Source organism: Affinibrenneria salicis (genome assembly GCF_008710095.1).
Window position 1 is genome coordinate 66,055 of sequence record NZ_VYKJ01000007.1, and the last position, 19,226, is coordinate 85,280.

13 protein-coding genes and 2 pseudogenes are annotated in these 19,226 nt (G+C 60.6%); 1 reads left to right on the plus strand and 14 read right to left on the minus strand.

The window, feature by feature from the left end; genetic code table 11:
• Positions 1 to 35: 35 nt before the first annotated feature.
• The 3 genes and pseudogenes from FJU30_RS26850 to manD form a co-directional block, all read right to left on the minus strand.
• Complete coding sequence (locus tag FJU30_RS26850; protein WP_191091624.1) at positions 36 to 398, minus strand: TRAP transporter large permease subunit; 363 nt, start codon at positions 396 to 398, stop codon at positions 36 to 38.
• 127 nt (positions 399 to 525) lie between these two features.
• Positions 526 to 999 (minus strand): annotated as a pseudogene (locus tag FJU30_RS14460) (alcohol dehydrogenase catalytic domain-containing protein); the annotation flags it as partial.
• An 11-nt stretch (positions 1,000 to 1,010) separates the two neighbouring features.
• Complete coding sequence (manD, locus tag FJU30_RS14465) at positions 1,011 to 2,225, minus strand: D-mannonate dehydratase ManD (RefSeq protein WP_150435685.1); 1,215 nt, start codon at positions 2,223 to 2,225, stop codon at positions 1,011 to 1,013.
• 285 nt (positions 2,226 to 2,510) lie between these two features.
• On the opposite strand from manD, the gene FJU30_RS14470 reads away from it, so the two are divergent.
• Positions 2,511 to 3,212: a GntR family transcriptional regulator gene (locus tag FJU30_RS14470; RefSeq protein ID WP_150435686.1), complete on the plus strand. Its 702-nt coding sequence runs from the start codon at positions 2,511 to 2,513 to the stop codon at positions 3,210 to 3,212.
• A 25-nt stretch (positions 3,213 to 3,237) separates the two neighbouring features.
• Here FJU30_RS14470 and yegS read toward each other — a convergent pair whose 3' ends face one another.
• The 11 genes and pseudogenes from yegS to FJU30_RS14525 all read right to left on the minus strand — a co-directional run bounded on the left by yegS (position 3,238) and on the right by FJU30_RS14525 (position 19,090).
• Entirely contained in the window at positions 3,238 to 4,137 is a 900-nt protein-coding gene (gene yegS, locus FJU30_RS14475; protein ID WP_150435687.1) for a lipid kinase YegS, read from the minus strand.
• Between the two features lie 401 nt (positions 4,138 to 4,538).
• Positions 4,539 to 5,900, minus strand: coding sequence for a prephenate-dependent tRNA uridine(34) hydroxylase TrhP (trhP, locus tag FJU30_RS14480; RefSeq protein WP_150435688.1), 1,362 nt, complete (start codon positions 5,898 to 5,900; stop codon positions 4,539 to 4,541).
• 167 nt (positions 5,901 to 6,067) lie between these two features.
• Positions 6,068 to 6,406, minus strand: a complete 339-nt coding sequence (locus FJU30_RS14485) for a YegP family protein (protein WP_150435689.1) — start codon at positions 6,404 to 6,406, stop codon at positions 6,068 to 6,070.
• Between the two features lie 118 nt (positions 6,407 to 6,524).
• Complete coding sequence (locus FJU30_RS14490) at positions 6,525 to 7,484, minus strand: glutathione S-transferase family protein (protein ID WP_150435690.1); 960 nt, start codon at positions 7,482 to 7,484, stop codon at positions 6,525 to 6,527.
• A gap of 154 nt (positions 7,485 to 7,638) precedes the next feature.
• On the minus strand, positions 7,639 to 8,133 hold the full coding sequence (locus FJU30_RS14495; RefSeq protein ID WP_150435691.1) for a hypothetical protein: 495 nt from the start codon (positions 8,131 to 8,133) through the stop codon (positions 7,639 to 7,641).
• A gap of 37 nt (positions 8,134 to 8,170) precedes the next feature.
• The gene (gene baeR / locus FJU30_RS14500; RefSeq protein ID WP_150435692.1) at positions 8,171 to 8,881 is read right to left on the minus strand and encodes an envelope stress response regulator BaeR; all 711 of its coding nucleotides are present in this window, start codon (positions 8,879 to 8,881) and stop codon (positions 8,171 to 8,173) included.
• 10 nt (positions 8,882 to 8,891) lie between these two features.
• Positions 8,892 to 10,274, minus strand: a complete 1,383-nt coding sequence (gene baeS / locus FJU30_RS14505) for an envelope stress sensor histidine kinase BaeS (protein WP_150435693.1) — start codon at positions 10,272 to 10,274, stop codon at positions 8,892 to 8,894.
• Positions 10,275 to 10,281: 7 nt separating this feature from the next.
• Positions 10,282 to 11,685 (minus strand): multidrug transporter subunit MdtD, encoded by a 1,404-nt coding sequence (gene mdtD / locus FJU30_RS14510; protein WP_150435694.1) that lies wholly within the window; start codon positions 11,683 to 11,685, stop codon positions 10,282 to 10,284.
• 3 nt (positions 11,686 to 11,688) lie between these two features.
• Positions 11,689 to 14,781: pseudogene (gene mdtC, locus FJU30_RS14515) on the minus strand (multidrug efflux RND transporter permease subunit MdtC).
• Complete coding sequence (locus tag FJU30_RS14520; protein ID WP_150435695.1) at positions 14,778 to 17,897, minus strand: MdtB/MuxB family multidrug efflux RND transporter permease subunit; 3,120 nt, start codon at positions 17,895 to 17,897, stop codon at positions 14,778 to 14,780. Before FJU30_RS14520 ends, mdtC begins: the two are co-directional and overlap by 4 nt.
• Complete coding sequence (locus FJU30_RS14525) at positions 17,897 to 19,090, minus strand: MdtA/MuxA family multidrug efflux RND transporter periplasmic adaptor subunit (protein ID WP_150435696.1); 1,194 nt, start codon at positions 19,088 to 19,090, stop codon at positions 17,897 to 17,899. The genes FJU30_RS14520 and FJU30_RS14525 overlap by 1 nt, the downstream gene beginning before the upstream one ends.
• Positions 19,091 to 19,226 lie beyond the last annotated feature (136 nt).

A 19,226-nucleotide genomic window follows, 5' to 3' on the forward strand; every position in this document is an offset into this window, starting at 1 on the left:
AGCCAGTTAGCGTTGCCCTTCATCGCCGCGGTCGATTAGCCGCCCAGCAAATATACCGGCAGCCACAGCGCGATAGTGGGATACGCGATAATCAAGCCGACCACGATTAACTGCAGCAGGACGAACGGAATGACGCCGAGATAGATTTGCGTCATTTTTATCGATTTATCGTTAATCGCCCCGCGCATATAAAGCAGCGTGTAGCCGAACGGCGGGGTAAGGAACGAGGTCTGCAGCACCAGGCCGACAATCACGCCGAACCAGACCAGCACATCGCCGCGGCCGACGAATTCGAAATCGAAGGTCATCATGGCAATAATCGGACCGAAAATCGGCAGGAAAATTAACGAAATCTCGATCCAGTCGAAAAAAAAACCGACCAGAAAGGTTACCGCCACCAGAACCAGCAATAGCGTGTAGGGCGCCAGCTGCGCCGCCTCAATGGCGTCGATTAATAAATGCTCGCCGCCGATCGAGCGAAACTTTGGCGGTGATTTGCTGCTGAATAACGGCGCAGGGCGCGGCAGGCTGCAGGAAGGCGGTAATATTGTCGGCGATGGTGAACGGTTCGACCAGACTGGCCAGATTGTCCGGGATAGTCGGCGGGATGGGGTACGCGTTCGCGGCCGGCGCGCAGACGTATTCGCTGAAGCCGCCATCGCGATGCACGCCGATCACCTGCAGATGGGTACAGACGTTGGGCCGGCCGATCGAACAGGGGTAGCAGCGGCCGCAGTTGACCACCGGATCTACCGCCACTTTTTCGCCGATACGCGCGGCGTCCACCTCCGGGCCCACCGATTCGATTACGCCGAAAAATTCATGGCCGATCACTCGCGGATAACGGGCGAACGGATTATGCCCGCGCCAGATGTGCACGTCCGAACCGCAAATGCTGGCATAGCGGACTTTAACCCGCACTTCGCCGGCTGCCGGCTGCGGCAGTTCGCGCCGGGCCAGCGCGAACTGATTCGGCGCCTGAATCACCACACTTTTCATCTTCATCCCTCTTACCAGTTCCACAGGGTGCCGTCTTCCAGTCGCGCTACCGGCAGACAGGCGGGTTCATAGGGATAGCCGGCGGCGCGTTTTTCGTCGAACTCAATGCCGAGGCCCGGCTTGTCGCCCGGGTGCATGTAACCATCGGCGAAGGTCCAGTTGGTATTGAAAACTTCCAGCATTTTCTCTGAGTAGCCCATATATTCCTGCACGCCGAAATTCGGCAGCCACAGATCGAAGTGCAGGGCCGCCGCCATGCAGATCGGCGACAGATCCGATGGACCGTGCGAGCCGGTGCGCACCTGGTACAAGGCGGCGAAATCGGCGATGCGCCGCATGCCGGTGATGCCGCCCGCGTGGGTAATGGTGGTGCGGATGTAGTCGATCAGTTGCTCTTCAATCAGTTGTTTGCAGTCCCAGATACTATTGAACACTTCGCCGACGGCGATCGGCGTGACGGTATGCTGGCGAATCAGCCGGAAACAGGCCTGATTTTCCGCCGGCGTCGGGTCTTCCATCCAGAACAGGCGGTAGTCCTCCACGCTTTTGCCAAAACGCGCGGCCTCAATCGGCGTCAGGCGATGGTGCATGTCGTGCAGCAGATGCTCGTTAAAGCCGAATTTATTGCGCACGGCCTCGAACAGTTTGGGCGTGAAATCGAGATATTTTTCGCTCGACCAGAGCTGCTCCTCCGGCCAGCTGCCTTTGGTGGCGGGTTCATACGCCTGCCCTTTGTTTTTCGCCATGCCGTAAGTCGTTTTCATTCCCGGTACGCCGCACTGCACGCGAATGGCTTTAAAGCCCATTTGCCGGTGCCTGGCATAGTCGTCGAGCACCTCATCCAGCGAGTGGCCGGTGGTATGGCAGTAGACCATGACGCCGGTGCGCGAGGCGCCGCCCAGCAACTGATAGAGCGGCATGCCGGCGGCTTTGCCCTTGATATCCCACAGCGCCATATCGATGGCGGAGATGGCGGACATGGTGACCGGGCCGCGGCGCCAGTAGGCGCCTTTATAAAAGAACTGCCAGATATCTTCGATCTGGTGGGCGTCGCGGCCAATCAGCTGCGGGCACAGGTGGTCGCGCAGATAAGAAGCGACCGACAGTTCACGGCCGTTCAGGGTGGCGTCGCCGAGGCCGGTAAGGCCATCATCGGTGGTGATTTTTAACGTAACGAAGTTACGGCCCGGACAGGTGACGAAGACATCCGCTTTAACTATTTTCATCCGATATCCTTTACAACGCTCCGGCGTTAACATGCAATATGTGCTTACTACCATACAAGTATTGTTAAAAATTCGTGGTGATAAAACTCACAGTTCCGTGAATTGCCCGCCATGCGGCGGCCGGCGACGCGGCTTCAGTTCAGGCGCGCGGCGCGTCGGAGAGCGTCGCAACATATTGAGACGGCTAAAAGAGACGGGATGAGCCGCCGATAAATCGCTGGAACCCTTTATCTCACTCACATAGACTAAAGCCAGATTCTCCTCGGAAAAATGGATGCGCTGTGCATGCCCGGCCCCTATGTGTTAACCGCTAACGAACCTGTCAATCAGCAAATCTACCGTTTTTTGCGTCAGGAAATCGTGACCTGTACTCTGCATCCCGGCGCGCTATTGTCGGAGAAAGAGATTTCGTCGCGTTTTAACGTATCGCGCCAGCCGGTGCGCGAAGCGTTTATCAAGCTGGCGGAGGCCAGTCTGGTGCAGATTCTGCCGCAGCGCGGCACCTTTGTGATGAAGATATCGCCGAAGCGCGTGGCCGACGGCCGTTTTATTCGCGAAGTAATCGAAACCGCGGTGGCGCGGCGCGCGGCGCAGGAAATTACGCCGCAGTTTGTTATGCTGATGGAAAATAATCTGCAGCTGCAGCAGATGGCGTCCAGGCATCAGGACAGCAATGAGTTTCTGAAATTAGATGATGAATTCCATCTGTTGATGGCGCGCTCCATTGATTGCGCGCTGGCCTGGGAAACGGTGGAAAATATCAAGGCCGCGATGGACCGCGTGCGTTACCTCACTCTGAGTAAGGTTTCCCCGCCGGATTTATTGATCGAACAGCATTATTCCATTTTTAACGCGCTGAAAAGCCGCGACCCGGCAGCGGCCGAGTCGGCGGTGCGCCGTCATCTGCAGGAAATGATCTATTCGATTACGCCGATTGTGGCGCAAAACAGCGACTGGTTCGACATCGACCCGGCCACGCCAGGCTAAGGCGCGGCCGGTCGTGAAGCCGCCGTCAGCCCAGCATCGGGCACTGCGGCGGCAGCCGGCAGGTAAGCGCCTGCGGCAGAATCTCGAAACGAAAATGGTTGGCGCTGAAAGGTTCGCCGTCCAGATTAAATATCATGTCGTCGGGGGCGATAATTTCCAGCCACGGCAGGGTGGCGGAGATCATATTGGGATTTTCGCTGCCGGTCAGCAGCGCCTGTAAGACATTCGGCAGCAGCTCTTTAGCCGATAGCACCCGCAGCTGCAGCAGGCCGTCATTCAGCAGCGCGTCCGGGCACAGCTGTTGGCCGCCGCCCGCCTGGCGGCCGTTGCCGACGGCGATAACCAGCGTATCGCCGGCCCAGTTGAAGTCCGGCCCGCGAATTTCGCAGCGTTCCGCCTGCAGCATATCCATGCGCAATAGCGCGTTCAACACATAAGACGCGCCGCCCAACGCCGACTTCATCTTCGCCGGCGTTTCCGTGGTGATCCGGGTGGCGAAGCCGCCGGTCGCCACGTTGATAAAATAGCGTTCGTCGTTCACGCAGGCCAGATCGATCGGCACGGCGCGGCCTTTTACCGCCAATTGCAGCGCTTTTTCCATATCGGTCGGGATCTGGCAACCGGTGGCGAAGTCGTTGGCCGTGCCCAGCGGCACGATCCCCAGGCAGGGGCGCGATGCCGGCTTCAGTTGAGCCAGCGCGCCGGCCACTTCGTTGACGGTGCCGTCGCCGCCGGCGGCAATCACGTTATCCGCGCCGAGGCTGGCGGCTTCCTGCACGTAGCGAATGGCGTCGCCGTATTCCCAGGTGACGCGCACGTGCAGCGTATATCCTTCGTCGCGCAATTGGCGAACGGCAAGGCGGAGCGCGTCATTATCCGATCGTTTTCCATTAAGAATCAGCAAAGAGGAGGGCGATTGATGCATGATTGACTCCGACTAACTAATCAGACTAACAGGTTAGCATAAGCCTGGTGCAGCGGCCACGCGGTCGGGACGGGCGGGGACGGTCAGCGCAGCGGGAGCCGGCGACGGGCGTAGCGCCGGCAATCTATCGCGCGCAAAAGAAAAAGCCAGCTCAAGGGAGATTGAGCTGGCTAAGGAGGTGGTTCCTGGTAGTATTACTACGCTTATTTTTCATTATCTATTTTCTCAGCGCAGTAATAGTAACCGCAGCAGCAGATGATTGATGTGATCTGATTCTAAAATTTATCTAAAAACCACACCTGTTGTGTCGCTAAAGGGCTATCTGCGCCTTTTTCAGGATGCCGCCTTATTGACTTCATTCAATAATTCGGCCCATCCGTGGGCCATCGGCTGGCGGAGAATCACTGCGCGTGCGGGTTGCGGGTGGTGGTGCCCGGCAGATTGCGCAGCAGCAGCGCGTACTCCAGCGCGATATCCTGCGGCACGGGCAAATAGACGATATGCCCGTTGCCCGGCGCCACATCGATCGGCTGGCCTTTGGCATTGCGCATGTCTTCCAGCGTGAACTGTACGTTGCCCTGCGGCGTCATCATTTCCACGCTGTCGCCCAGCGAGAATTTATTCTTCACCGCCACTTCCGCCAGATCATTCAGCCGCTGACCGGTAAATTCGCCCACGAATTGCTGCCGATCGGAAACGGAATAACCGTACTCATAGTTCTGGTAGTCCTGATGGACATGGCGCCGCAGAAAACCTTCGGTGTAGCCGCGGTGCGCCAGCCCTTCCAGCGTTTGCAACAGCGTGGGATCGAACGGCTTGCCGGCCACCGCATCGTCGATAGCGCGGCGGTAGACCTGGGCGGTGCGGGCGCAGTAATAAAAGGATTTGGTGCGCCCTTCGATCTTCAGCGAATGAATGCCCATCTGCGTCAGGCGCTCGACGTGCTCGATGGCGCGCAAATCGCGCGAGTTCATAATGTAGGTGCCGTGCTCATCTTCGAAGGCGGTCATGTACTCGCCGGGCCGCTGCGTCTCTTCCAGCATAAAGACGCGATCGGTCGGTTCCCCCAGGCCCAGCGTGGGTTCGACGGTTTTTACCGCGATGGGTTCGTGCTGATGCACGATATTGCCGATATCGTCTTCTTTGCCTTCCTGAACTTTGTATTCCCAGCGGCAGGCGTTGGTGCAGGTGCCCTGGTTCGGGTCGCGCTTGTTGATGTAGCCCGACAGCAGACAGCGGCCGGAATAGGCCATGCACAGCGCGCCGTGCACAAAGATTTCCAGTTCCATCTCCGGCACCTGCGCCCGGATCTCGGCGATTTCGTCCAGAGACAATTCGCGCGACAGAATGACGCGGCTCAGCCCCATCTGCTGCCAGAATTTAACCGTGGCCCAGTTGACCGCATTGGCCTGGACCGACAGATGGACGGGCATCTGCGGAAAGTTTTCCCGCACCAGCATGATCAGTCCGGGATCGGACATGATCAGCGCGTCCGGCTGCATATCGATCACCGGCTGCAAATCGCGCAGAAAGGTTTTTAGTTTGGCGTTGTGCGGGGCGATATTCACCACGACATAGAATTTTTTGCCCAGCGCGTGCGCTTCATTAATGGCCTGAGCCAGCGTCTGGTGATTGAATTCGTTGTTGCGCACCCGCAGGCTGTAGCGGGGCTGACCGGCATAAATGGCGTCGGCGCCATAGGCGAACGCATAGCGCATATTTTTCAGCGTGCCGGCCGGAGAAAGCAGTTCCGGTGTAAACATGGTGTCTCTCAATGTCTGATGTCAGGTCAGGCTGCTCCGGGGGAGCAGTAAAGGCGGGGGATTTTAACGCCTGCGCGGGGAAAATGCAGCAAGGGCGGATAAAAAGTATGGCTATTAATGCCGGTCTGGGCCGCGGTAGGCGCGCGCGTCGGCCAGACCGACGGGGCTCAGAGGGTTTTGTCGCGGATATCGGCGGTAGGGCCGTTGGCGATCACCGACTGGACGCCTTTCTTCGCGGCTTCCTGCGCGCTGTACTGTTCGCTGGTGCCAATCACCTGATGATTCTTCGCCTTCAGAACGAAATAGGGTTCGCCGCGGACGCTGGTTTTGTACTCAAAATTGCTTTCATCCGGCGAGTTGCTCTGCACGGAGGCGATGCCTTTGTGCGCGGCCTCTTTGGTGGTGTAGCGTTCACTGGTCAGGATGGTTTCGTGGTTGCCCGCTTTGAGGTTGAAGTAGAACTGGTTGTCTTTGGCTTTGCTTAATACGTAATAACCCATTGCCATTATTTTTCTCCGTAAAACGCACCATTGCGCTGTTTCAGTATAGACATCGCGCGGGCGTTGTGCGGACGGCGGACCAAAAAGCGGCGCCGGATAGCCGGCGCGCGGCGAACGACGGCGCTTAGCGCTGCATGATGCCTTTGCCGGTCAGACGGTCGCGGTCATGCGGACGGCGTAAATCAAACGCCGGACCCTGAGGAATGATGCCGGTCGGGTTAAGCCACAGGATGCCGTAATAGCCGGTCTTGATATGCTGTTCGTTGACCGTTTCGGCGACGCCGGGCCACTGATACAGCTCGCGTAGGTAGTTCGACAGGTTCGGGTAATCCTCAATGCGGCGGATGTTGCATTTGAACGCGCCGTGGTAGGCGATATCGAAGCGCACCAGGGTGACGAACAGACGCCAGTCGGCCTCGGTCAGATATTCGCCGGCGATATAGCGCTGACCGGCCAGATGGGCTTCCACGATATCCAGCGTGCTGAACAGGGCGCTGACCGCCTCATCATAGCTGGCCTGGGTTTTGGCGAAGCCGGTGCGGTATACTCCGTTATTGATATTGGGATAGATGATGTCGTTCCAGTGGTCGATCTGCGCCCGCAGCGGCGCCGGGTAAAAATCATCCCGGTTGCCGGTCAGATCGTCGAACGCGTGGTTCAGAATACGAATAATATCGGCGGACTCATTATTAATAATGCGACCGTCTTTACGATCCCATAATACGGGCACCGAAACCTTGCCGGTATAGCGGGCATGGCTGGCGGTGTAGAGCTGATGCAGATAGCGGATCGGGCCGACGTGTTCGCCGGCATCCTGCGGGGCGGTGAATTGCCAGCCGTTGTCGCCTATTTTCGCTTCGGCCACCGACAGAGAGATAATCCGCTCCAGCCCTTTCAGCTTGCGAAAGATCAGCGTGCGCGAAGCCCACGGACACAGCCAGGAGACAAACAGTTGATAGCGGCCGCTTTCCGCGCGCAGACTGGTTGTCCGGAATTTGGTTTCTTCGCGATGGAACGCCCCGTTTTTAATCTCTTCGGCGGCGACGTCGCCATTCACCCATTTGCCCTCCACTAATCCCGACACGCATCCCCCTTGCTGATTGCTTATATATTAATATTCAATTGGTTATAAACCACTTTCGTCAGCGGTCAGGATCAAATGGTAACAGGGGCGGCGAAAGTATAAACGTCAAATTTTTAAACGAATCATGCAGATCTTTTGACGGAGCGCGCGGCCGCTAGTCGACGGCCTGACGGGCGGCCAGCGTGGTTAATTGCGCCCTCGTTTGCTCGCGCCGGGCCATTTCCGATGCGCTCAACGGCCGTTCGCAATAGATGCGGCTGAGATATAAGATGACATCGTTGCCGTCCGGCTCGGCGGGATAATCCGGGTGAGCGGCAATCTCCCGCAGCAGTTCGGGCGTCACCGGCGCGGCGTGGAAATGGAGGCTGAAACCCGGCGAGAAACCGAGCTTCCAGAACATGACCTTATCCGGCCGGCAGAACTGCAGCAGCAGTTGTTCAACCCGTTTCATCACGCCGCCCAGCCCGGATAGCGCCGCCGCATCAAGCTGGCTGATCTCCGTCGCCGCTGAACGCGATGAGATCATCAGGTAGCCCGGATAGCGCGCGTCGCGCCGCAGATTGACCTGCCAGTAATCCGTGGCGAAGATGACGTCGCCGTCCTGCGCCGCCGGCCGCTGCGGCTGGTCGTCATCAGCGCGCTGATTCATATCGTCCCTCCGTGAGCCCGCCATTGCCGGCTGGCGGCTAAGCCTGGTCCGCGACGGGCGATTCCCAGCGGTAGCCGATACCGTACACCGCGCGAATAAACGTCGCCTCTTCGCCCAGCGCTTCCAGCTTGCGGCGCAGGTTTTTGATATGGCTATCGATAGTGCGATCCGTCACCACCCGATAGTCGTCGTACAGCTGATTGAGCAACTGCTCGCGTGAAAATACCTTGCCGGGGGCCGAGGAAAGGGTTTTCAGCAAGCGGAATTCGGCCGGCGTCAGATCGAGTTTTTGCCCCTGATAGCTGGCCTGAAAACTCGTTTCATCGATGATCAGGGCCGGCGGCGCGGGCGGCTCGCTCTGCTGTTGCCATTGGCAGCGGCGCAGCAGCGTTTTGACTCGCGCCACCACTTCGCGCGGGCTGTAGGGCTTGCAGATATAGTCATCGGCGCCGATTTCCAGCCCCAGCAGGCGATCGATCTCTTCGCTGCGCGCAGTCACCATGATAATCGGCACGTTGGAGAAGCGGCGGATTTCGCGGCAGACGGTGAGGCCGTCGCTGCCGGGCAACATCAGATCGAGCAGTATCAGGGCGACATCATGCTGACGCACCCAGGGAACGACATCATTGCCCTGCTGCAGCCAGCAGGTCGGGTAGTCGGCCGCCTGCAGGTAATCGACCAGCAATTGGCCCAGCTTCGGTTCATCTTCAACGATTAAAATCGGGGCTGCGGGCGAAGAAACGGTCATAGGCTGGATTTTACTCTGCTGCCTGTAATGGAAGTTCCACGGTCATGGTCAGACCGCCTGTGGGCGAATGCTCAGCATACAGCCGTCCGCCGTGCGCCTCAACGATATTATTACACACCGACAGGCCGAGCCCCGAGCCGCCGCTGTTGCGGTTGCGCGAACTCTCGGCGCGATAAAAACGCTCGAAAATCAGCGTCAGTTGTTCATCGCTGACCCCCGGCGCGCTGTCCTGCCAGCTTAGTCTGAGCAGATCGCGGCTGAGGCTCGCCCGCACCAGCAACTGACCGCCGCCGTCGGTATAGCGCAGGCTGTTTTCCAGCAGGTTATTAAACAGCTGGGTCAGCCGATCGGGATCGCCGAACACTCTGGCCGAAGGCGGGAAATCGGTGCGCAGCGCGATCTGTTTTTGCTGATAGCGTTCGCGGAACGCGGCAATCGTGATCTGCAGCAGGTGAATGGCATCCAGCGTCGATTTGCGGTAGGCCAGCGCGCCGTGGTCGGACAGCGACAGCTGGTGCAGATCGTTCACCAGTTTGGTCAGGGTGGCGACTTCGCTCTGCAGCGACAGCAGCGACGCGCGATCCGGCCGGCGTACGCCGTCGAGGATCGCCTCCAGTTCGCCGCGCAGCACGGTCAGCGGCGTGCGTAGTTCATGCGATACGTCGGCCATAAACACGCGGCGCGAGCGCTCATTTTTCTCCAGCGTGTTGGCGAGCTGATTAAAATCCTGCGCCAGGCGGCCCAGTTCGTCGCGGCTGCCGACTTCTACCCGGGTATTGAATTTGCCCGCCGCCAGCAGGTGCATGCCGCTCACCAGACGCCGCACCGGCGCGAGCAGACCGCGCGACATCAGCCAGGTGGCGGTCAGCGCCAGCAGCGTGGACAGTGCGACGATCAGCCAACTGGTGCGGCGCTGTTGCCGATCGAAATTAATATCGGTGTCGCGCGTCAGCCCGGACACCGGCGAGGCGACCACCCAGCCGACATTGCGTCCGTCAGCGTTGATCGGCAGCCAGCTGCTGCCGTCGGGAATGGGCGATGACGAACCGGCCAGCCGTTTCTTTTGCGCGTCCATCACCCACAGCCGGGTGCGCCAGCCGTGCAGCGGCAGTCCGGCCGTATCGTCCCGGCCGCCGGTCTGTTCAAAAGAGCGCAACAGGCGAAACAGCAGCCGTTCGTCGTTGTGCAGAAAGCGCCAGTCGTCGCCGTTTTGCTGGTAAATATCCTCCAGCGCGTCGCGTAACTGCAGGGCGCGCTGCTCGTTGCCGCGCTCAATGTAATCGATAAAACCGCGTTCAAAGCTGATGCGCACGCCCCAGTGCATGGTGATCAACACCAGCATGCAGGTGGCGAAAATGGCGCAGAATAATTTGCCGCTGATGCCTGGTCTCATCGTTGCCTCACGAATGGCGCGGGAGCGTCGCCTGGCGGAGTTTTTCCTTCGGCACGCGCTGAAAAATAAACGCCGGCAGGGCGATAATCACGCTCATGCACAGATAGCTGTAGAGAAACGCGTGCTGTACATCGGCGCTTTGCGCCACCACGTGCTGTTGGGCGAAAATACCGAGCAGCATACCGGCCAGACTGACGCCCAGGCTGGTGGTCAGCTGCATCACCATAGACAGCAGGCTGTTGCCGCCGCTGGCCAGCGTATCGGGCAGATCTTTCAGCGTCAGCGTGTTCATGGCGGAAAAACGCACCGAATTGACTATGCCAAGCAAAAACAGCACCAGCGGAATCACCCAGACCCACTCCAGCAGCGCGACCAGCGCGAACAGCAGCGTCACCAGCGCCAGCGCGACGGTGGACCAGACCAGCACCTGACGATAGCCGAAGCGGTTGACGATCTGCACCACGATCCGCTTCACGCCCATACTGCCGATGACCATCGGGATCATCATCAGGCCGGCGTGGAAAGGCGAGTACCCCATGCCGATCTGCAGAAACACCGGCGTCATAAAGGGCAGCATGCCGCTGCCGATGCGGGCAAAGAAGCTGCCGTTTAGCCCGATGCTGAAGGTGCGGGTGTTGAGCAGGCGCAGATCGAACAGCGCGCGCGCATTGTTGCGGGCGTGCCAGCCGTACAGCAGCAGGGAACCGACGCCGAGCGCCACCAGCACGACGATCGCCGTCGCGGGAATCCCCAGAATCTTATTGCCGTCCAGCGCCAGCGTCAGCGTCGCCATCGCGCAGGCCAGCATAAAGAAACCGCTGATATCGAAGCGTTGCGTCGGCATGGTGTAGTTGGGCATCAGCAGCCAGGTGGCGATCGCGCCAATGATGCCGACCGGAATATTGATTAGAAAAATCCAGTGCCAGCTAACGTATTCCACCAGCAGGCCGCCGACGACCGGCCCCATCAGCGGGCCGACCTGGCCGGGCAGGGTCACGAAGGTCATCGCCGCCATATACTGATCGCGCGGCACGATTTTCATCACCGTCAGCCGGCCGACCGGCACCATCATGGCGCCGCCGACGCCCTGTACCATGCGGGCCAGCAGCAGCTCATTAAGCGAGCCGGCGCTGGCGCAGAACAGCGAGCCCAGGGTAAACAGAATGATGGCGCTGAACAGGATGTTTTTCACGCCGAGGCGATCGGCCAGCCAGCCGCTGGCCGGCAGCATGACCGCGACGGTCAGCACGTAGGAAACGATCACCGAATGCATGTGCAGCGGGCTTTCATTCAGGCTGACGGCCATTGAAGGCAGCGCCGTGTTAACGATAGTGGTATCGAGCGTTTGCATGAAGAAGCCAAAGGCAACAATCCATAACTGCCAGCGAACGGAAGCGGGCTGCTGGGGCATTCGTCAGGATCCTCCGTCGAGAGTGGGGCCGGGCTGCGCGCTCGGGCGGCGGCGCCAGTGGCGCAGACGGTCAAAGAACAGGTAAACCACCGGCGTGGTATAGAGCGTCAGGATCTGGCTGACCACCAGGCCGCCGACAATGGTGATGCCCAGCGGCTGACGCAGCTCCGCTCCGTCGCCGTAGGCGAGCGCCAGCGGCAGCGCGCCGAACAGCGCCGCCAGGGTGGTCATCATGATCGGGCGAAAACGCAGCAGGCTGGCCTGAAAAATCGCCTCTCTGGCGCTTAGCCCGCCGCTGCGCTGCGCGACCAGCGCGAAGTCGACCATCATAATGGCATTTTTCTTCACGATCCCGATCAGCAACATAATACCGATTAAGGCTATCAGGCTAAAGGGGGCGCCGAACCATTCCAGCGCCAGCAGCGCGCCGACCCCGGCGGGCGGCAGGGTAGAGAGGATGGTCAGCGGGTGAATATAGCTTTCATACAGCACGCCCAGCACCAGATACACCGTGATGATGGCCGCCAGGATCAGCAACAGCTGCGAGCTTTGCTGCTGTTGAAACGTCTGCGCGGTGCCGGCGAATTGCCCGCGCACCGCCGGGGGCACGCCCAGCCCGGTCATTGTCCGGTCGATGGCGGCGGTGGCGTCCGACAGCGTATAGCCTTCGGGCAGATTGAACGACAGCGTCGCGGCGGCGGACAGTCCCTGATGGTTGACCGACAGCGGCGCATTGGTCGGCTGCCAGCGGGCGAACCACGACAGCGGAATCGGCTTGCCCGCGCTATTGATGACATACATTGCCTCCAGCGCGCGGGTATCCTGGGTCCACTGAGACGACACTTCCATCACCACTTTATACTGATTCAGCGGCTGATAGATGGTGGAAATTTGTCGCTGGCCGAACGCATTATTGAGCAGACTGTTGGCGGCGGCGACGCTGACGCCCAGCCGCGCCATGGTGTCGCGGTCGTAAGTTAGCGCCAGTTCCGCGCCTTTGTCCTGTTGATCGGAATTGACGTCCGCCAACTGCGGCAGCTTACTCAACCCGGCGCGAATTTTCGGTTCCCACTGGCGCAGCAGACCGAGATCGTCGGACAGCAGGCTGTACTGGTAGCTGGCGTTGGCCTCGCGCCCGCCGATGCGGATATCCTGCACCGGCATTAAAAACAGTCTGGCGCCCGGTTCCTGCGCCAGCTTCATGCGCAGGCGGCCGATCACCTAGCTGGCGCTGACCTTGCGTTCAGCCAGCGGTTTGAGGGAAATGAACATCGAACCGCTGTTGGTGCGCGAACCGCCGGTGAAGCCGGTTACGCTGTCGACCGCCGGGTCGCTGTGCACAATCGCCATGAAATCCTGCAGTTTCTCTCTCATCGCCTGAAAGGAGATGCTCTGATCGGCCTGAATAAAACCGGTCAGCCGTCCGGTATCCTGCTCGGGGAAAAACGTTTTGGGAATGCTGATGTACAGCCAGACGCTCAGCGCCATAGTGGCGCACAGTACCAGCAACACCCAACGCGCGCGATCCAGCACCCAGAGCAGCGAGCGGCCGTAGCCGCGCTGCAGCGCCAGCAGCATACGGTTAAAACCGCGCGTGCGCGGCTGGCTGCGCGGCGGGGCCGCACGCAGCAAACGGGCGCACATCATCGGCGTCAGCGTCAGCGAAACCAACAACGAAATGCCGATCGCCACCGACAGCGTTACGGCGAACTCGCGGAACAGCCGGCCTGGCAGGCCATCCATCAGCAGCAGCGGGATAAATACCGCCACCAGCGATAGGCTCATCGACAGCACGGTGAAGCCGACCTCGCGCACCCCCTGCAGCGCGGCGGTCAGCGGCTTTATGCCGGCTTCGACATGGCGGGAAATATTTTCCAGCACCACGATGGCGTCGTCCACGACAAAGCCGGTAGCGATGGTCAGCGCCATCAGCGACAGGTTATTCAGGCTGAAACCGCATAGGTACATGGCGGCGAAGGTGCCGATGAGCGAAACCGGTACGGCGACGGCCGGGATCAGCGTGGCGCGTCCGGAACGCAAAAATAAAAACACCACCAGAATCACCATCGCCACGGCGATCACCAGCGACTGATCCACTTCGGCCAGCGAGGCGCGAATGGTCGGCGAACGGTCCTGGGCGATATCCAGCCGAATGCTGGCCGGAATCGCCGCCTGCAGCGCGGGCAGCGTCTGGCGAATATTGTCGATGGTGGAAATAATGTTGGAATCCGGCGCGCGGCGAATAATCAGCAGCACGGCGGGTTTGCCGTTGCTCATTCCGGCGTTGCGCGCGTTCTGCACGTCGTCGCTTACGCTGGCGACGTCGCGCAGGCGCACCGCGGCGCCGTTATTGTAGTGGACGATCAGCGGCTGATAGTCCGCTGCGCGTTTTAGCTCGTCGTTGCTGTGTATCTGCCAGCGCCGCAGCCCGTTTTCCACCGCGCCGAGCGGGCGCAGCACGTTGGCCTGATTAATCGCCTCGCGCACCGTCTCCAGCGATACGCCCTGATTGAACAGCGCCTGCGGATTCAGTTCGACGCGCACGGCCGGCAGCGAACTGCCGCCGACGGAAACGTCGCCCACGCCTTCCAGCTGTGAAATCTTCTGCGCCAGCTGGGTGGAAGCGATATCGTACAGCTGGCCCTGATCGTAGATATCCGAGGTGAGCGTCAGGATCATGACCGGCGCATCGGACGGATTGACCTTGCGGTAGGTCGGCCTGCCGGGCATGCCGGCCGGCAGCAGGCTTTGCGCGGCGTTGATTGCCGCCTGCACATCGCGGGCGGCGCTGTTGATATCGCGTTTGAGATCGAACACCAGAATGATCCGCGCGCTGCCGAGCGAACTCGTCGAGGTCATTTCGGTCACGCCGGCGATCCGCCCCAGAGAACGCTCGAGCGGCGTGGCGATCGACGAGGCCATGGTTTCCGGCGAGGCGCCGGGCAGCGAGGCGCTGACGAAAATCACCGGGAAATCCACCTGCGGCAGCGGCGAAACCGGCAGCAGACGGAAGCCGGTGATGCCGCACAGCACAATCGCCAGCGTCAGTAGCGTAGTGGCGACCGGACGATGAATAAACAAGGCGAAGAAATTCACCGCGCCTCCTGCCGCTCAACCGGACGGCGCAGGCGGTGAGCCAGACGATCGAACAGCAAATAGATCACCGGCGTGGTGAACAGCGTCAGGACCTGGCTGACGATCAGGCCGCCCACCATGCAGATACCGAGCGGCTGACGCAGTTCGGCGCCCACGCCGCTGCTGAGCATCAGCGGCAGCGCGCTGAGCAGGGCGGCCATGGTGGTCATCAGAATTGGGCGAAAACGCAGCAGGCAGGCCTGAAAGATCGCTTCATATGGCGTCATGCCCTGTTCCCGTTCGGCGGCGAGGGCGAAGTCGATCATCATGATGGCGTTCTTCTTTACGATGCCTATCAGCAGGATCACGCCGATAATGGCGATGATATCCAGATCGCGGCCGGCCAGCAGCAGCGCCAGCAGTGCGCCGACGCCGGCGGTCGGCAGCGTGGACAGAATGGTGACCGGGTGAATAAAACTCTCGTACAGCACGCCCAGCACGATATACATCGCCACCACCGCGGCGACGATTAGCCAGACGGTGTTGCCGGCCGCCGCCTGAAAGGCCAGCGTGCTGCCCTGGAAGCGGGTGGTCAGATCGGCGGGCAGTTCGAGTTGCTGCTCGGCCTGAGTAATGGCGCCGACGGCCTCGCCCAACGCATAGCCCGGCGCCAGGTTGAAGGAGATAGTGGTGGCCGGGAACTGATCGAGCCGGTTGATCACCAGCGGCCCGACGCGCTCTTCCACCGTGGCGAAGGTTTTGAGCGGGATTGAGGAGCCGTCGCTAGCCGGCAGGCGAATCGCATCCAGCGCCGCCAGCCCGTACTCATGGGCGCCCTCCTGTTCCAGCACCACGCGATACTGGCTGGACTGAGTGTAGATAGTTGAAATCAGCCGCTGGCCGAAGGCGTTATACAACGCGTTGTCCACGTCGGCCATGCTGATGCCCAGCCGGCTGGCGCTGTCGCGATCCACCTTGATCCAGGCGATGGCACCCTGATCCTGCCAGTCGCTGCTGACATCCGCCAGCTGCGGCAGCGTCTGCAACCGCGCCATCAGCTTCGGCACCCACAGGCTGAGATCGTCCAGAGACATGGCCTGCAGCGTGAACTGGTACTGCGTGCGGCTCAACTGGGTATCGATGGTTAAATCCTGCACCGGCTGGAGATACAGCCGCACGCCGGGGATCTGCTCCGTGCGCTGCTGCAGCCGGGCGATTACCTGCGGGATTCGCTCGCTGCGTTCGCTCAGCGGTTTTAGCGTAATCTGCAGCCGGCCGCTGTTCAGCGCGGCGTTGGTGCCGTCGACGCCGATGAACGACGCCAGGCTTTGCACCGCCGGATCCTGCAGGATAACGTCAGCCACCTGGCGCTGGCGCTGCGCCATATTGCTGAAAGAGACCGACTGCGGCGCCTGCAGAGTGCCCTGAATCATGCTGTTGTCCTGCAGCGGGAAAAAACCTTTCGGAATAAACAGGTAGAGCAGCGCCGTCATGACCAATGTGCCGACGGCCACGCCCAGCGTCAACCAGGGATGGTTCAGCACCTTGCGAAGACAGCGGCCATAGCCATCGATCAGACGGGTGAAAAAGCGCTCGCTGGCGCGGGTGAAGCGGTTTTGCCGGCTGAGCGACTGGTGGCTCAGCATGCGGGCGCACATCATCGGCGTCAGCGTGAGCGATACCACGGCGGAGATTAAAATGGCGATCGCCAGCGTAATGGCGAACTCGCGGAACAGCCGGCCGATAATATCGCCCATAAACAGCAGCGGGATCAGTACGGCGATCAACGAAAAGGTCAGTGAGATAATGGTAAAGCCGATTTCGCCGGCGCCTTTCAGCGCAGCCTGCAGCGGCTTCTCGCCTTTTTCGATATAGCGGGCGATGTTTTCAATCACCACGATGGCGTCGTCCACCACAAAACCGGTGGCGATGGTCAGCGCCATCAGCGTCAGGTTATTGATTGAAAAACCGAGGAAATACATGGCGGCGAAGGTGCCGACCAGCGACAGCGGCACGGCAACGCCGGGGATCAGCGTGGCGGCGGCGTTGCGCAGAAACAGGTAGATCACCATCACCACCAGCGCGATGGCCAGCAGCAGTTCGAACTGCACGTCGTGCACCGAGGCGCGGATGCTGGTGGTGCGGTCGGTCAGCAGCGTGACCTCGACCGATTTCGGCAGGCTGGCGCTCAGCGCCGGCAACATGCGGCGCACGCTGTCGGTGGTGGCGATGACATTGGCGCCGGGCTGGCGCTGGACGTTAACGATGATAGCCTGCTGCCGGTTGGCCCAGGCGGCCAGTTTATTGTTTTCTGCCGCCTGTTCGATGGTCGCTACATCGCGCAGGCGCACCGGCGCGTCGTTCTGCCAACTGACGATAAGCTGGCGGTAGTCCTCCGCCGATTTCATCTGATCGTTGGCGGACAGGGTGATTGAACGGGCGGGGCCGTCCAGGCTGCCTTTGGCCGAATTGACGTTGGCGCTGGTGATGGCGGCGCGAATATCTTCACTGCTCAGACCGTGCGCCGCCAGCGCCTGGGGATTGAGCCGTACCCGCACGGCCGGGCGCTGGCCGCCCGCCACCGATACCAGTCCGACGCCGGACACCTGCGAAATTTTCTGCGCCACGCGGGTTTCCACCATATCCTGCACCTGGATCATGGGCAGCGCCGATGAGGTGACGGCCAGCGTCATGATCGGCGGATCGGCCGGATTCACCTTGCTGTAGGTAGGCGGCCACGGCAGATCGCCCGGCAACAGGCTGGTGGCGGTGTTGATGGCGGCCTGCACGTCCTGCTCGGCGATATCCAGCGACAGCGTCAGCTGGAACTGCAGGGTAATGACCGACGCGCCGCCGGCGCTCTGCGCCGACATCTGTTTCAGGCCGGACATCTGGCCGAACTGGCGTTCAAGCGGCGCGGTGACCGCGGAGGCCATCACTTCCGCACTGGCGCCGGGATAGAGGGTAACCACCTGAATCGTCGGGTAATCCACCTGCGGCAGCGACGCGACCGGCAGCGCGCGATAGCCAATAATGCCGGCCAGCAGAATCGCCAACATCAACAGCGTGGTAGCGACCGGCCGCAGAATAAACAGCCGCGACGGGCCGCCGCCGGCCGGCGGTATCTGCGCCGACATCAGCGTCCTTCCCCTGCGTTGTCCCGCGTGCCGGGGGCGTCGCCGGCCGGCGGCAGGACCTCTACCTGCGCGCCTTCGGTCAGACGATCGATCCCGTCGGTAATCACGCGTTCGCCGGCGCTCAGCCCGGCGCTGATCACCATATCCTGGCCGTACTGAATGCCGCGGGTTATCGAATGCTTGCTGACCTGATTCTGCTGGTTCACCACCCAGACGAAGTGCCCTTCGTTGCTCATCTGGATGGCGGCGGCGGGGGCGAGTACCGCATTTTGCAGCGTATTCACCTTCATACGGATATTGACAAACTGATTCGGAAACAGGCCGTCGTCCTGATTGCTGAAGCGCGCTCTGAGCCGAATGGTGCCGGTAGTGGTGTCGATCTGGTTATCCATACTCAGCAGGCTGCCCTCGGCCAGTTTTTTCTGGTTGGTGCGATCCCAGGCCTCGACCAGCGGCGCGTGGCCGCTGCGGCGTGCGCTGATAATGGTGGCGATATCGCTTTCCGGCAGAGTGAACAGGGCATCGATCGGCTGGGTTTGCGTCAGCACCACAATGCCGGCGGCGTCGCCGCTGGTGATGTAGTTGCCGGGATCGACCAGTTTCAGCCCGGCGCGCCCGGCGATCGGCGCGGTGATGCGGCTATAGTCCAGCTGAAGCTGCGCGCTGGCTACCGCCCCCTGATCAACCTGCACGCTGCCTTCCGCCTGACGCACCAGCGACGTCTGGGCGTCCAGCTCCTGACGGGAGATGAGACTGGTTTTCGCCAGTTGTTGGTAGCGCGCCAGATCCTGACGCGCATTGGCCAGCGTGGCGCGATCTTTCGCCAGCTGTCCTTCCGCCTGAGTTAATTCAACCTGATACGGACGCGGATCGATTTCCGCCAGCAGCTCGCCCTGTTTGACCTGCTGTCCCTCCTCAAAGTGCAGCGCCAGCAGCTCGCCGCTGACCCGGCTCCTGACCGTCACGGTATGGGCGGCGGTGACGGTGCCCAGCCCGCTGAGGTAATAGGGCACGGCGGCGGTGCGCGTCAGCGCCGCCTGTACCGGCGCCATCGGCATTGCGTGACGGCCGCCGGCTCGCGGGCTGTTTCGCGCGCCGCCGTCCGCCGGCTGAGTAAAATGGCGCCAGAGAAAAATCGCCGCCAGGACGAGGATAATAATGATAACGCTGCGGGTAATGAGTCTGGCATTCATAGTAAAGATGACGTTCTCCTGAGCGGAAAGGCGCTAATTTCCGGGACGGTAAGAGTGCATGATACAAGTCTAACCAGAAAATATAGGAAAAAAATGAAGGAATTATGGATGTAACGTCAGAGTTTGTCGGGCCACG